11 protein-coding genes are annotated in these 14,564 nt (G+C 65.2%); 3 read left to right on the top strand and 8 right to left on the bottom strand.

What is annotated here, in order from left to right; genetic code table 11:
* Positions 1–78: 78 nt before the first annotated feature.
* From ACEQZY_RS17130 to ACEQZY_RS17095, 8 genes are all read right to left on the bottom strand, one after another.
* Positions 79–1,218: a TRAP transporter substrate-binding protein gene (locus tag ACEQZY_RS17130; RefSeq protein WP_370156048.1), complete on the bottom strand. Its 1,140-nt coding sequence runs from the start codon at positions 1,216–1,218 to the stop codon at positions 79–81.
* 403 nt (positions 1,219–1,621) lie between these two features.
* A complete protein-coding gene (locus ACEQZY_RS17125) occupies positions 1,622–3,751 on the bottom strand; it encodes a 3-hydroxyacyl-CoA dehydrogenase NAD-binding domain-containing protein (RefSeq protein ID WP_370156046.1) in 2,130 nt (709 codons plus the stop codon).
* Positions 3,752–3,780: 29 nt separating this feature from the next.
* The gene (locus ACEQZY_RS17120) at positions 3,781–4,989 is read right to left on the bottom strand and encodes an acetyl-CoA C-acetyltransferase (protein WP_341702672.1); all 1,209 of its coding nucleotides are present in this window, start codon (positions 4,987–4,989) and stop codon (positions 3,781–3,783) included.
* 73 nt (positions 4,990–5,062) lie between these two features.
* A complete protein-coding gene (locus ACEQZY_RS17115; protein WP_370156043.1) occupies positions 5,063–6,211 on the bottom strand; it encodes an acyl-CoA dehydrogenase family protein in 1,149 nt (382 codons plus the stop codon).
* Between the two features lie 47 nt (positions 6,212–6,258).
* Positions 6,259–8,052: an acyl-CoA dehydrogenase C-terminal domain-containing protein gene (locus ACEQZY_RS17110; RefSeq protein ID WP_341702670.1), complete on the bottom strand. Its 1,794-nt coding sequence runs from the start codon at positions 8,050–8,052 to the stop codon at positions 6,259–6,261.
* A 26-nt stretch (positions 8,053–8,078) separates the two neighbouring features.
* Positions 8,079–10,397 (bottom strand): 3-hydroxyacyl-CoA dehydrogenase/enoyl-CoA hydratase family protein, encoded by a 2,319-nt coding sequence (locus tag ACEQZY_RS17105; protein WP_370156041.1) that lies wholly within the window; start codon positions 10,395–10,397, stop codon positions 8,079–8,081.
* A gap of 19 nt (positions 10,398–10,416) precedes the next feature.
* Positions 10,417–11,553, bottom strand: a complete 1,137-nt coding sequence (locus ACEQZY_RS17100) for a thiolase family protein (RefSeq protein WP_341702688.1) — start codon at positions 11,551–11,553, stop codon at positions 10,417–10,419.
* A 131-nt stretch (positions 11,554–11,684) separates the two neighbouring features.
* Positions 11,685–12,137, bottom strand: a complete 453-nt coding sequence (locus tag ACEQZY_RS17095) for a MerR family DNA-binding transcriptional regulator (RefSeq protein WP_341702668.1) — start codon at positions 12,135–12,137, stop codon at positions 11,685–11,687.
* Positions 12,138–12,299: 162 nt separating this feature from the next.
* Here ACEQZY_RS17095 and ACEQZY_RS17090 point away from each other — a divergent pair, with 162 nt between their 5' ends.
* The 3 genes from ACEQZY_RS17090 to ACEQZY_RS17080 all read left to right on the top strand — a co-directional run bounded on the left by ACEQZY_RS17090 (position 12,300) and on the right by ACEQZY_RS17080 (position 14,487).
* The gene (locus ACEQZY_RS17090; RefSeq protein WP_341702667.1) at positions 12,300–12,677 is read left to right on the top strand and encodes a DUF962 domain-containing protein; all 378 of its coding nucleotides are present in this window, start codon (positions 12,300–12,302) and stop codon (positions 12,675–12,677) included.
* 95 nt (positions 12,678–12,772) lie between these two features.
* Positions 12,773–13,702 carry a sulfite exporter TauE/SafE family protein gene (locus ACEQZY_RS17085; protein ID WP_370156037.1) on the top strand — a complete coding sequence of 310 codons (930 nt, stop codon included), beginning with the start codon at positions 12,773–12,775 and terminating at the stop codon, positions 13,700–13,702.
* The gene (locus tag ACEQZY_RS17080; RefSeq protein WP_341702665.1) at positions 13,699–14,487 is read left to right on the top strand and encodes a TIGR02186 family protein; all 789 of its coding nucleotides are present in this window, start codon (positions 13,699–13,701) and stop codon (positions 14,485–14,487) included. Before ACEQZY_RS17085 ends, ACEQZY_RS17080 begins: the two co-directional genes overlap by 4 nt.
* Positions 14,488–14,564 lie beyond the last annotated feature (77 nt).

The following is a 14,564-nucleotide window of genomic DNA, read 5'->3' as shown; positions in this document are numbered from 1 at the left end:
CCCTACACGACGCTCTTCCGATCTGACGGCGCCGCCCCCGCGGGATGAAAACCGGTCATGATCCGGAAGTCCGGCCGGTCAGCCTTCCATCTTGCCGAAGTGATGCTCGTAGGCCGTCACGTAATCGGCGGCGTTCAGCGTTTCGTAATACACGACCCGCTTCACCCAGGCTTTCTGCGAATCCATCACCTTCTTCATGTAGGGATCCTTGCCGAGAACCTCGATCAGGCCGTCCCATGCCTTGATCTGCGCCTCGAAGACATCCTTCGGGGTGCGCAGGACATTGACCTTGTCCTTCTCCTTCAGCTCCTGCAGGTCCTTGGAATAGATGTCCATGGCCTTCCAGTAATTGGCCGACGAGGCGGCTTCGGCGCCGTATTGCAGGATCGCCTGGTGCTCCTTCGGCAAGGCGTTGAACTTGGTCTTGTTGAACATGATCTCGAAATACTCGGTGGCCTGGTGATAGCTGCCGAGCATGTAGTTCTTGGCCACGTTCTGGGCACCGAAGCGGCGGTCCGAGGTCGGGTTATTGAACTCGAAGGCATCGATCACGCCGCGTTCCATTGCCGGCACGATCTCGCCGCCCGGCAGCTGGGCGACCGCCATGCCCATGGCCTGCATCAGGTCGGCGGCAAGGCCGACCGTGCGGTATTTCAGGCCCTTCATGTCGCCGGCGCCCTTCACCGGCTTCTTGAACCAGCCCAGCGGCTGGGTCGGCATCGGCATGGCGAAGAAACTGACGATGTTGAGCTTGAGGATGTCGTTCAGCAGCTCGTTGAATAGCTCCTTGCCGCCGCCGCGGTAGATCCAGCCCAGGCCCTGTTCGGCATTGAAGCCGAAGACCGGACCGGTGCCGAACAGCGAGGCGGCCTTGTGCTTGCCATACCAGTAGACGGTGACGGTATGGGCGGCATCCAGCACGCCGGAATGCACGGCATCCTGCACGCTGAACGGATGCACGACGGCGCCGCCGACCAGCAGGTCCAGCTTGAGCCGGCCGCCGGCCATGGCGTTGACGCGGTCGCAGTAATCGGCCGCCATCTCCTGGAAGATGTCCGAGGCCGTCCACGAGGTCTGCAGTTTCAGGGTAGCCGTCTGCGCCCGCGACACGTTGGGCATGGCGAAGGTGGCGGCACCGGCAGCGGCGACGCCACCGGCCTTGAGAAAGCGGCGACGCGACTGCGGCGCCTTGCCGGTTTCGGTGGGTGTCGTTGTCATGATTGATTCCTCCCGCTTGTTTTCGACAGTTTCTGCGCAGCATAAACACTTCGGTACGCGATACTGGGCCGGCCCTGCGGACCGGCGGACAATCCGAATTGTGCTGCGACATCCATGCCTTGACCTGTAACCCGCGGCCAGGCCGGGCTTACTGGTCGGGCCGAACGCGACAGACACTCGGCAATGCGGGAGGCATGATTTTTATATGTTCTAGTGTTGCAGGAAGCCTAGGTCGCCCGCCCGGGTGGGTCAATCCCACTTTCGGCCCCGGTCCGGCCCTGTGGCCGGAATTCGATGTTGCGCCGCGAAAGACCGCAGGCCCTGCACAAATCCTGCTGCAGGCAAACAAAAAAGGCCGGGCAAGCCCGGCCTTTCCGCATCTGCAATATCAAAATGGCGCAGTTCAGGCGGCGTAGAAGGCTTTCCCCTGTTCGGCCATGTCGCGCAGCAGTTTCGGCGGCGTGAAGCGGCTGCCGAATTTCTGGGCAAGCTGGTCGCATTCGGCGACGAAGGGCTGCACGCCCACCATGTCGATCTGGCTGACCGTGCCGCCCCGGAAAGGCGGGAACCCCCAGCCCATGATCGAGCCGACATCGGCATCCCGCAGGTCGACCACCACCTTTTCCTCCAGGCAGCGGGCGGTTTCGACCGACTGGATATAGACCAGGCGCTTGATCACGTCGGCGAGCGCCGGCTGCTCCGCCTTCACCGGGAAGTGTTCGGCAAGGCCGGGCCACAGGCGCTTTTTCCCGTCGGCGGGATAGTCGTAGAAGCCCTTGCCGGCCTTCTTGCCGATGCGGCCGAGCTTCTCGACCATCAGCTGCAGAACCGGTTCGGAGCCGTCCGCCTTGTAGGCATCGCCGAGATCCTTCCTGGTCTGGCTGCGCACCCGGTGCATCAGTTCCAGCGAGACCTCGTCGGCCAGCGCCAGCGGGCCGACCGGCATGCCGGCCGCCCTGCCGGCATTCTCGATGATTGCCGGGGCGACGCCTTCCGCCAGCATGGTCAGGCCTTCGGTCACGTAGGTGGCGAAGACGCGGCTGGTGTAGAAGCCGCGGCTGTCGTTGACCACGATCGGCGTCTTGCGGATCTTCTTCACGAAATCCATCGCCCGGGCCAGTGTCTCGTCGGACGTCGCCTTGCCGCGGATGATCTCCACCAGCGGCATGCGGTCGACCGGCGAAAAGAAATGCAGGCCGATGAAGTTGGCCGGCCGGCTGCTGGCTTCGGCCAGGCCGGTGATCGGCAGGGTGGAGGTGTTCGAGGCGAAGATGGCATCCGCCGCCAGCTGCGCCTCGGCCTTCTTCGTGACATCGGCCTTGATGGCGCGATCCTCGAAGACCGCCTCGATCACCAGCTCGCAGCCCTTCAGCGCGTCATAGCTGGTGGTGGCGGTGATCAGGCCGAGCTGCTTCTCCTTGTCGGCCTCGCTGGCCTTCTTCGCCTTGATCCGCCTGTCGAGCAGGCCGGCGGAATAGGCCTTGCCCCTGTCGGCGGCTTCCTGGGTGCTGTCCAGCAGCACGACCTGCAGCCCGGCGGAAGACGCGGCCCAGGCGATGCCCGCGCCCATCATGCCCGCACCCAGGATGCCGACCTTGCTGTAGGTCTGGGTCGGCACGCCCCTGGGGCGGTTGGCCAGCTTGTTGGCCTCGCCGATCGAGAAGAACAGCGAGCGGATCATGTTGCGCGCTTCCTTCGACTGGGTACAGGCGACGAAATAGCGGCTTTCGATCTTCAGGCCGGTATCGATATCGACCAGCATGCCTTCATAGACGCAGGACATGATGTACTGGGCATTCGGATAATTGCCCATGGTCTTGGCGCGCAGCATGGCATTGCCGGCGGTGAAGACCTGGGCGCCCCTGGGCGTGTTGGCGGCTTCCGGCACGCGGAATCCCTTCTGGTCCCAGGGCTTCACATGGCCGGTCTGGCCATCGCCGAGCAGCCACTCTTTCGCGCGCTTCAGCAGGTCGGCCGGGGCGACCACCTCGTCGACCATGCCGAGGCCGAGGGCCGCCTTCGGATCGACCTTCCTGCCTTCCAGCATCATCGGCAGGGCTTTCGAGACGCCGATCAGGCGCGGCAGACGCTGGGTGCCGCCGGCGCCGGGCAGCAGGCCGATGGTGGCTTCCGGCAGGCCGATCAAGGCCTTCGGATTGTCGGCGGCGATGCGGCGGTGGCAGGCCAGGCAGATCTCGTAGCCGCCGCCCAGGGCCGTGCCGTTGATGGCGGCGACGAAGGGCTTGCCGGCTTTCTCGATATCGCGGAACAGCTTCTGCAGGGCAAAGCTGTTCTGCAGGGCCCTGGCCGCGTCCTGCGATTCCTTGAGCAGGTTGACGAGGTCGGCGCCGGCGACGAAGTCGTTCTTCGCCGAGGTGACGATCACGCCTTTCACGGCCTTGTCGCCGATCGCCCTGTAGGCGAGGTCGCGGAAAGCGCCGACGCTCTCGCCGTTCATGACATTCATCGGCCGGTCGGCCATGTTCCAGGTGATGGTGGCGATGCCGTCGCCATCGACATTGTAATCGATCATGTGTCGGTTCCGTATTCCTGTGGCGGCGCTCAGACGCGCTCGATGATGGTGGCGGTGCCCATGCCGGCGCCGACGCAGAGCGTGACCAGAGCCGTGCTCTTGCCGCTGCGCTCCAGTTCGTCGACCATGGTGCCGAGGATCATCGCGCCGGTGGCACCCAGCGGATGGCCTAGCGCGATGGCGCCGCCATTCACGTTGATCTTGTCATGCGGGATGTTCAGTGCCTGCATGAAGCGCAGCACCACCGAGGCGAAGGCCTCGTTCAGTTCCCACAGGTCGATGTCCGACGGCTTCATGCCGGCCGTCTTCAGCGCCTTTTCGGCGGCAAAGCTCGGGCCGGTCAGCATGATGGTCGGCTCCGAGCCGATCGAGGCGAAGCTGCGGATACGGGCGCGCGGCTTCAGGCCCGACTTGATGCCGGCCTCCTTGTTGCCGATCAGCACCGCCGCGGCGCCGTCGACGATGCCCGAGGAATTGCCGGCATGATGCACATGCTCGATCCGTTCGACTTCCGGATAGCGCTGGATGGCGACCGAATCAAAACCGAACTGCTCGCCCATGGCAATGAAGGACGGGTCCAGCGAGGCCAGGCTCTGCATGGTGGTGTCCGGGCGCATATGCTCGTCGCGGTCCAGCACGGTCAGGCCGTTGATATCCTTCACCGCGATGATCGATTTGGCAAACCGGCCCTCGTCCCACGAACGCTTGGCGCGCTTCTGGCTCTCGACCGCATAGGCATCGACATCGTCGCGGGAGAAGCCGTATTTGGTGGCGATCAGGTCGGCCGAAATGCCCTGCGGCACGAAATAGGTCGGCAGGGCCACGGCTGGGTCGGTGGCCCAGGCGCCGCCGTCGGAGCCCATCGGCACGCGGCTCATGCTCTCGACGCCGCCGCCGATCGCCATCTGGCTCTGGCCCGACATCACCTGGGCGGCCGCCATGTTGCAGGCTTCCAGACCCGAGGCGCAGAAGCGGTTGATCTGCACGCCGGCAGTCGTCTCGGCATAACCCGACTGGATCACGGCAACGCGGGCGATGTCGGAACCCTGCTCGCCCACCGGCATCACGCAGCCCAGCACCACGTCGTCGACCAGGCTGGTATCGAGCTCGTTGCGGTCGCGCACGGCTTCCAGTGCCGTGGTGGCCAGCCGCATCGGGGTGACCTCGTGCAGGGCGCCGCTGGCGCGGCCCTTGCCGCGCGGGGTGCGCACGGCGTCGTAGATGAAGGCTTCGGTCATGATTGTCTCTCCCTAGGCATTTGGTTGACTCGCCGGATTCCCGGATCAGCGGTTGAAACTCGCGAAGGTGCCGTCACAGCGTGCGGCTGATCAGCTCCTTCATGATCTCGTTGGTGCCGCCATAGATGCGCTGCACGCGGGCATCGGCATAGGCGCGGGTGATCGGGTATTCCCACATGAAGCCATAGCCGCCGAACAGCTGCAGGCAGCGGTCGAGGATCTTGCACTGCAGGTCGCTGCACCAGTATTTCGCCATCGCGGCGGTGGCGACGTCCAGCTTGTGCTCGGCCACCATCTCGATGCATTTGTCGACGAAGACGCGGGCGATCTGGGTCTCGGTCTTCATCTCGGCCAGCTCGAACTTGGTGTTCTGGAAATCCAGCACCGCCTTGCCGAAGGCCTTGCGCTCGCGGGTATAGTCGACCGTCCACCTGATGGCCGCCTCGCAGCCGGCCACCGCCATGATGGCGATCTGCAGCCGTTCCCAGGCCAACTCCTGCATCAGGTGGAAAAAGCCCTGGCCTTCGCCGCCCAGCATGTTCTCCGGCGGAACCCGCACATCGGCGAAGAACAGCTCAGACGTATCCTGCGCCTTCATGCCGAGCTTTTCGAGATTGCGGCCCTTGGTAAAGCCCTCGCGGTCGCTTTCCACCAGAAACAGGGTGGTGCCCTTGGCGCCCTGCTTGGGATCGGTCTTGGTCACCACGATCACCAGGTCGGCATTCTGGCCGTTGGTGATGAAGGTCTTCTGGCCGTTGATGACGAACTGGTTGCCGTCGCGGATCGCCGTGGTCTTCACCGCCTGCAGGTCGGACCCGCCGCCCGGCTCGGTCATGGCGATGGCACCGATCACCTCGCCGGTGGCCATCTTCGGCAGCCACTTCTTCTTCTGCTCCTCGGTGCCGTAATTGAGGATATAGGGGGCGACGATGTCGGAATGCAGTGAGAAGCCCGGCCCGGAGCAGCCGGTATAGGCCTGTTCTTCCATCAGGATGGCCGAGTAGCGGCGGTCGACGCCGGAACCGCCATATTCCTCGGGCATCGTCGAGCAGAGGAAGCCGGCTTCGCCGGCCTTGCGCCAGACCTCGCGCGGCACCAGGCCGTCCTCTTCCCATTTGGCATGGTGGGGTGCGACCTCGCGCTCGAAAAACTTGCGCGCTGCCTCGCGGAACATCTGGTGGTCGTCGCCATAGATGCTGCGCGGGATGCCGTATTCGGTCATTCGTTTCCTCTCCTGGACTTGGGCCGTGCCCTGCACGGCTTGGATGGTCAGAAATTGGCAGCCTTCAGTGTCATCATGCTTTCGGCACCGGCCTGGATCTTGGCCAGCTGCGCCGCGGTGTCGGGCAGCATGCGGTCCATGAAGAAGCGGGCGGTGACCAGCTTGGTCTCGAAGAAGTCCTTGTCGCCCTCGCCGTCGGCCAGCTTCTGCTTCGCCACCTGGGCCATCTTCGCCCACATGAAGCCGAGCGCCACTAGCGCGAACATGTTCAGGTAGTCCCACGAGGCGGCGCCGGCCTCGTCCGGGTTCTTCAGGCCGCGCTCGCTGACCAGCGCGGTGGCGGTCTGCAGGCGGGCGAAGGCCTTTGCCAGCGGCATCACGAAGTCCTTGCCGATCGCCGGGTCCATCATGTTGTCCTCGACGAAGGACGATACCGGGTGGAAGAAGCGCCGTGCCAGCCGGCCTATGCCAGTCGGCAGCTTGCGGCCGACGAGATCCAGCGCCTGGATGCCGTTGGCGCCCTCGTAGATCATGGCGATGCGGGCATCGCGCACGAACTGCTCCATGCCCCATTCGGCGATGTAGCCGTGGCCGCCATAGACCTGCTGCGCCATGGTGCAGCACTGGTAGCCGTAATCGGTCATGTAGGCCTTGACCATCGGGGTCAGGAAGGCGACGAGGTCCTCGGCTTCCTGGCGACGCTCGGCATCCGGATGCTTGGCGGCGACGTCAAGCTCGATGCCGGTCCACAGGGCCAGCGCGCGGCTGCCCTCGACGAAGGCCTTGATGGTCATCAGCATGCGCCGGATATCCGGATGCACGATGATCGGGTCGGCGGCCTTGTCCGGCGCCTTGGTGCCGGTGATCGAACGCCCCTGAAGGCGGTCGTTGGCATAGGTCAGGGCATTCTGGTAGGCGACCTCGGCCTGGCTGAGGCCCTGCACGCCGACACCGAGGCGGGCGGCGTTCATCATCACGAACATCGCCTGCATGCCCTTGTGCTCGCGGCCGACCAGCCAGCCCTTGGCGTTGTCGTAATTCAGCACGCAGGTCGAATTGCCGTGGATGCCCATCTTGTGTTCGATCGAGCCGCAGCTGACACCGTTGCGCGCGCCCAGGCTGCCATCCGGATTGACCAGGAATTTCGGCACCACGAACAGGCTGACGCCCTTGATGCCTTCCGGGCCGCCCGGAATCTTGGCCAGCACCAGGTGGATGATGTTCTCCGCCAGGTCATGCTCGCCGGCCGAGATGAAGATCTTGGTGCCGGTGATCAGGAAGCTGCCGTCTTCCTGCGGCTCGGCCTTGGTGCGCATCAGGCCCAGATCGGTGCCGCAATGCGGCTCGGTCAGGTTCATGGTGCCGGTCCATTTGCCCGACGCCATGTTCGGCAGGTACATGTCCTTCTGTTCTTCCGAGCCATGCCGCAGCAGCGCCTCGTAGGCGCCGTGGGTCAGGCCCGGATACATGGCGAAGGCCATGTTGGCGGCGGACTGGATTTCCGCCATGGCAATGCCCATCACATGGGGCAGGCCCTGGCCGCCGTATTTCTCCTCCGCCGTCAGGCCGCCCCAGCCGGCCTCGCAGTATTGCTTGTAGGCTTCCTTGAAGCCGGTCGGCGTGGTGACCACGCCGTTATCCCACTTGCAGCCCTCGAGGTCGCCGACGCGGTTCAGCGGCGCCAGCACCTCGCTCATGAACTTGCCGCCTTCCTCGAGGACGGCATCGATCACGTCGCGGCTGGCATCGGCAAAGCCGAGCTGGTTGCTCATCTTTTCCATCTGCAGCACGTCGTGCAGGACGAACTGGAAGTCCTTGATCGGGGCGGTATAGCTCGGCATGGCCTGTCTCTCCCTCAAATCTCTGCTTAATTGCGCAGAGGCTTGCCCTTGGTCAGCATGTGTTCGATACGGTCGAGCGTGGCACTGGTCCTGATCAGCGACATGAAATTCTCGCGTTCGAGTTCCAGCAGTTTCTTTTCGGTCACCACCTCGGTGATGTCGGTCTTGCCGCCCGACACCACGTTGGCCAGTGCACCGGACACCACCACGTCATGGGGCGTGGCCTTGCCCTGCTGGCGGAAACCGTCGACGGCAAGGCTCATGGCCGCCTTGGCGGCGGGGCCCGGCAGGCTGATTTCCACCGGCTTCGGCGGCTGGTAGTCCTTCGCCAGTTCCAGCGCCCTGGCCTTGGCATCGGCCAGCAGGCGGCGGCGGTTCATGGTGATACCGTCGCCATCGCGCAGGATCAGCATGTCGCGGGCTTCCATGGCCGAGGTCGCCACCTTGGCGGTGGAGATCGCCTCGAACACTTGGGCCAGCGCCGGCATCGGGCCGCCGGGGCGCTTCCTGTTGGTGATGGCGCGGGTGACCAGCTCCTTGCAGCCGCCCCAGCCGGGGATCACGCCGACGCCGACTTCCACCAGGCCCATATAGCTTTCGGCATGGGCCTGGATGGCCGAGGAATGCATCGCCAGCTCGCAGCCGCCGCCCAGCGCCATGCCCGCCACCGCCGCGACGACGGGGAAGGGGGCGTATTTCAGCTTCATATAGGCATCCTGGCCTTCCTGGATGCCCTGCTCGATGGCCGGCCACATGGCGATATTCGCCTGGAACAGCGCGATGCCGACATTGGCACCGACCGAGAAGTTGTCGTAATCGCCGCCGATGATCAGGGCCTTGAAGCCCTTCTTGTCGATCTTCGCGGCTTCCTTGACCATGGCGATGATGTCGGCATCGACCGCATTCATCTTGGTATGCAGCTCGAGGCAGGCGACGCCGTCGCCCACATCCCACAGGCTGGCGCCCTTGTTGGACAGGATCGGCTGCTTGCCGCGCTTCATGTCGGCCAGCGTCCAGGCATCGGCCTCGACCACCATCTCGGCATAGTCGCCCGAGGGCATCAGGCGATAGGCCTTGCCGTTCTCTTCCTTGTAGAAGGGGCGGCCCCTGGCGATCTCGACCATCTTCGGCACCGGCAGGCCGGATGCCTTCAGCTTGTCAGCGAACCACTGGGTGCCGAGCTGGTCGATCTGCTGGTAGGGGCCGTATTTCCAGGCATAGCCGGTCTTCATCGCGGTATCGACGGCGGCGATGTCGTCGACGATCTCCGGCACCAGGTCGGCGGCATAGGACAGCACGCGGCTGAGCACGCCCCAGGCATACTGGCCGCCCTTGTCCGGATGCTCGACCAGGGCGCGCAGGCCTTTCTTCGCGACCTTGGCGGATTCAAGGTTGGCGCGCTTTGTCGGGCGGAACTCGCCGGTCTGCAGGTCGAGGGCCTCCTTGCCGCGGTTCCGGTAAAAGCCGCCCTTGCCCTTGCGGCCGGTGTAACCGTCCTTGATCAGCTTCTGCATCAGGGCGTTCAGCGGATGATCCGCCTTGTAGAACTGGTGCAGGGCATCGGTCTTCGGCAGGGTCTTCAGCATCGAGCCGACCACATAGGGGCCGAGATCGATGCCGGTCAGGTCCGCCAGGCCGAAAATGCCGGTTTTCGGCACGCCCATCGGCCGGCCGACGATGCTGTCGGCCTCTTCCACGGTCAGGCCGAGGTCATAGGCCAGTGCGGTGGCAACCGTCGACCAGTAGATGCCGATGCGGTTGGCGATGAAGCCCGGGCGGTCCTTGCAGTCGACGACCTCCTTGCCGAGCTTGACGTCGCCGAAGCGGCGCAGCGCCTCGATCACGGCCGGCTTGGTCTTCGGGCCCTTCACCAGTTCGAACAGCCGCATGTAGCGCGGCGGGTTGAAGAAGTGGGTCACCGCGAAATCGGCGGCAAAGCTGTCGGGCAGGCCCTCGGTCAGCAGGTCGAGCGGGATCGTCGAGGTATTCGACGTGACGATCGAACCGGCTTTGCGCTTCTGTTCGAGCTGGGCATACAGCTTCCGCTTCAGCTCGACATTTTCGATGATCGCCTCGCAGATCCAGTCGACATCGGCCAGCTTGTCGAGATCGTCCTCGAGGTTGCCCGGCGTGACCAGCTTGGCCACCCGCGGATGCATGAAGGGGGCCGGCTTGGTCTTCAGCATCTTCTGGATCGCGCCTTCGGCCAGCGCGTTCCGGTTATTCGCCCCCTGCGGAACGATGTCCAGCAGCACGACGGGAATGCCGGCATTGGCGACATGGGCGGCGATGCCGGAGCCCATCACGCCGGCGCCGATTACCGCGACTTTCCTGATCTCGGTCATGGTCGGTCGGCTCCCGCGATCAGATGGCTTCCAGGACGGTGGCGATGCCCTGACCGCCGCCGATGCACTGGGTGGCCAGCGCGAACTGCTTGCCCTCGCGCTTCAGCAGCGCGGCGGCCTTGCCGGTGATGCGGGCACCGGTGGCGCCCATCGGATGGCCGAGCGCGATGGCGCCGCCATCGAGATTCACCTTCGCCATGTCGTATTCGGCCTGCTTCACGCAGGCCAGCGCCTGGGCGGCGAAGGCCTCGTTCAGCTCGATGATGTCGATGTCCTTGAGCTTCAGGCCGGCGCGTTCCAGCGCCTTCCTGGTTGCCGGCACCGGGCCGATGCCCATCAGCTCCGGTGCACAGCCGGCCACCGCGACCGACTTGATGCGGGCCAGCGGCTTCAGGCCGTGCGCCTTGGCGAAATCCTCCGAGCAGACCAGCGTGGCGGACGCGCCGTCGGTCAGCGGCGAGGAGGTGCCGGCGGTCACCGTGCCCTTCTCGTCGAAGGCCGGGTTCAGGCCGGCCAGACCCTCGGCCGAGGTATCCGGGCGGATGCAGCCGTCTTCCTCGACGCGGGTATTGCCGTCGACGATGGCGACGATCTCGTCCTTCAGCCGGCCGGCCTTCTGGGCCGCGGCGGCCTTGGCGTGGCTCTCGACCGCCATCTGCTCCTGCGCCTTGCGGTCGATGCTGTATTTCTTGGCCAGGTTCTCGGCAGTGATGCCCATCGAGACATAGGCCTGCGGGTAGTCCTTCAGCAGCTTCGGGTTCGGCAGGGTGTTGAAGCCGCCCATCGGCACGCGGGTCATGCTTTCGACGCCGGCGCAGATGAAGGCCTCGCCGGCGTTCATCTGGATGGCGCCGGCCGCCTGGTGGATCGACTGCATCGACGAGCCGCAGAAGCGGTTCACCGTGGTGCCGGCCGCTTCCTGCGGGATGCCGGCGAGGAAGCTGATCAGGCGGGCGACGTTCAGGCCCTGCTCGCCCTCGGGGAAGGCGCAGCCGACGATCACATCCTCGATCGCCTTCGGGTCGACGCCGGTGCGCTCCACCAGGGCCTTGACGACCTGGGCGGTCAGGTCATCGGGGCGCACCTTGGTCAGGGCACCCTTGCGGGCCAGGGTAAACGGCGAGCGGGCATAGCCGGCGATCACCACGTTGCGCATCATGACGGCATCTCCTTGGGCGGACGGATCGTTGTTATCGGCCCGGAGGGCATCCGGACCCGGCTTGGGACTCACATAGCGGGGGAAAGCGGAACGGCCAGTGCAGTTCCGCGATCCGGCCCGTACGGCAGCTATTCGGCGACTTCAGCCAGCTGGGCGCCGCGGCCCTGGACGAATTCCTTGAAGCTGGGGGCGTCGCGGTTGCGTTCCTTGACCTTCAGGAAATCGTCGATGATGCGGACATCCTGGCGCAGCTGGTGGATGGCGTCGTCGATATCGCGTTTCTGCTGCTCGAGGGCGCTCAGCCGCTCCTGCGAGCGCTTCAGCGTCAGCTTCATCTGCTCGATGCGGCCGTCGCCGACATCGTAGAGATCGATCATCTCGCGGATTTCCGCGAGGCTGAAGCCGAGCCGCTTGCCGCGCAGGATCAGCTGCAGGCGGGCGCGGTCGCGGCGGGCATAGACGCGCATCATGCCCTGGCGGCCGGGATGCAGCAGGCCCTTGTCCTCATAGAAACGGATGGCGCGAGGGGTGACCTCGAATTCATGTGCCAGTTCGGTGATCGTGTAGGTCTTGTCCGACACGGTTAAGCCTCCCTATAGGCCCTGACTTGGCGGCGAGTCTTAGTTTACGTTGACGTAAACGTCAAGATGAATCCCGGCGCCGTTGATCGGGGCGAATTTCTCTTGGATTTCCGCATTTTACGGGCGTATGATGGTCCCAGACAAAAATCCGGAGGGACCGCCATGCCCGAGACATTGTCCGACAATCGGATCGAGTCGTACAGCGATTTTTGGCCGTACTATCTGCGCGAGCACAGAAAGCCGGTAACTCGCGCCTGGCATTATGCCGGCACCACCGCCGCCCTGGCCTGTCTGGCGGCCCTGCTGCTGACCGGGAACTGGTACTGGCTGGCAGCCGGGCTGGTCTGCGGCTACGGCCCGGCCTGGATCGGCCATTTCTTCATCGAGAAAAACCGGCCGGCCACCTTCCGCTATCCCGGCTGGTCGCTGGTTTCCGATTTCCGGATGTACTGGTGCTTCCTGTCGGGCAGGATCGGGCAGGAACTCGACCGGGCCGGCGTGTCGGCACCGGCGGCCCGGGAAACCGCGCAGATTTCATGATCGGTCACGAAATCGCAATGTTTCACGTACCATCCTAACCCTTCACCCCGACGGCGATTCCCGCCGTATCCGCAGTCAGGCACCGGCCAGCGATTATGCAGATCTACCTCCCCATTGCTGAGATGTCGGTCAGTATCTGGCTGCCACTCGGCCTCGGGGCTGCGGTCGGCTACCTGTCCGGCCTGTTCGGGGTCGGCGGCGGCTTCCTGCTGACGCCGCTGCTGATCTTCATCGGGGTGCCGCCGCCGGTGGCGGTGGCGGCCTCGGCCAACCAGGTGGTCGCCTCCAGCGTCTCGGCCGTCTATGCCCACTGGCGCAAGGGCAATGTCGATTTCAAGATGGGGGCGGTGCTGCTGGCCGGCGGCCTCGCCGGGTCCGGCTTCGGCGCCTATCTCTTCGCCGTCCTCAAGCGGATCGGCCAGCTGGATGCGGTGATCGCGCTGTCCTATGTGGTCATCCTCGGCCTGATCGGCAGCCTGATGATGACCGACAGCATCCGCCTGCTGCTGCGCAGCCGCCGCCCGGCCGCCGCGCCGCCGCCGCGCCGCCGGCGCATGAACGACCATCCGCTGATCCGCGCCCTGCCGCTGAAGCTGCGGTTCCGCAAGTCGCAGCTCTATATCAGCGCGCTGCTGCCGATCGCGCTCGGTTTCGTGGTCGGCATCCTCGCCGCGATCATGGGCGTCGGTGCCGGCTTCATGCTGGTGCCGGCGATGATCTACCTGCTCGGCATGCCGACCGCGGTGGTGATCGGCACCTCGCTGATGCAGATCATCTTCGTCACCGCCAACGTGACCATGCTGCATGCGATCTCGACCCAGACCGTCGACCTGACCCTGGTGCTGCTGCTGGTCGCCGGCTCGGTGATCGGCGCGCAATACGGCGTGCGCCACGGCGCCCGCCTGCGCGGCGAGCAGATCCGCGGCCTGCTGGCCGCGCTGGTGCTGGGCGTCGCCATCGCCCTGGCGACCCAGCTGGTGATCCCGCCCGACGACGCCTATTTCCTCGAAAGCGGCCTGCGATGACCGGCGGCGGCAGGATTCTCCTTCTGCTCGGCCTGCTGCTGGCGATGCCGGCGGCGGCACTGGCGCAGCAGGGCCGCGCCGCCGCGACCCGCGGCCCGGCGCCGGCCGATGCGCCGCTGATCACCGACCTGTCGGCGCATCTGATCGCCATCACCTCCAGCTTCACCGGCACCGACCTGCTGCTGTTCGGTGCCATCGACGAGCCGGGCGACATCGTCGTGGTGGTGCGCGGCCCGACCAGCGCGGCGGTGGTCCGCCGCAAGGAACCGATAGCCGGCCTGTGGCTGACCCGGCGCTCGGCCTCGTTCGACGGCGTGCCCGGTTTCTATGTGGTGACCAGCAGCCGGCCGCTCGCCGAGATCGCACCGTCGACCCTGCTGTCGCGCCTGCAGATCGGCATCGACAGCCTGCGTTTCCGCTTCACCGGCAGCGGCATCATCGAGGACCTGCCGGACTTCCGCGATGCCCTGATCCGCCAGAAGCGCCGCGAAGGCCTGTACCAGCAGAGTGTCGGCGATGTCGACTTTCTCGGGCCGAAGCTGTTCCGCACCGCGATCAGCTTTCCTGCCACCGCGCCGGTCGGCACCTACCAGGCCGAAGTCTACCTGATCCGCGACGAGCGCATCATCGCCGCCCAGTCGACGCCGCTGTTCATCGACAAGCAGGGCTTCGAGCAGGAGGTCTACGAATTCTCGCGCGCCGAGCCGGCGGTCTACGGCCTGATCGCCGTGCTGGTGGCGATGCTGTCCGGCTGGCTGGCGGCCGTGGTCTTCCGCAAGAACTGACGGCCGGCGCCGGCTTTTCCGCCTGCGGGACTTGTGCCAATCTTTGCGCAGACCAAGTTCGGAAGAGTGAAAAGCCA

Source organism: Ferrovibrio sp. (assembly GCF_964218355.1).
Classification (GTDB): domain Bacteria; phylum Pseudomonadota; class Alphaproteobacteria; order Ferrovibrionales; family Ferrovibrionaceae; genus Ferrovibrio.
Note: the sequence above shows the minus strand (reverse complement) of the source record. Positions and strands in the feature narration are given on the sequence as shown.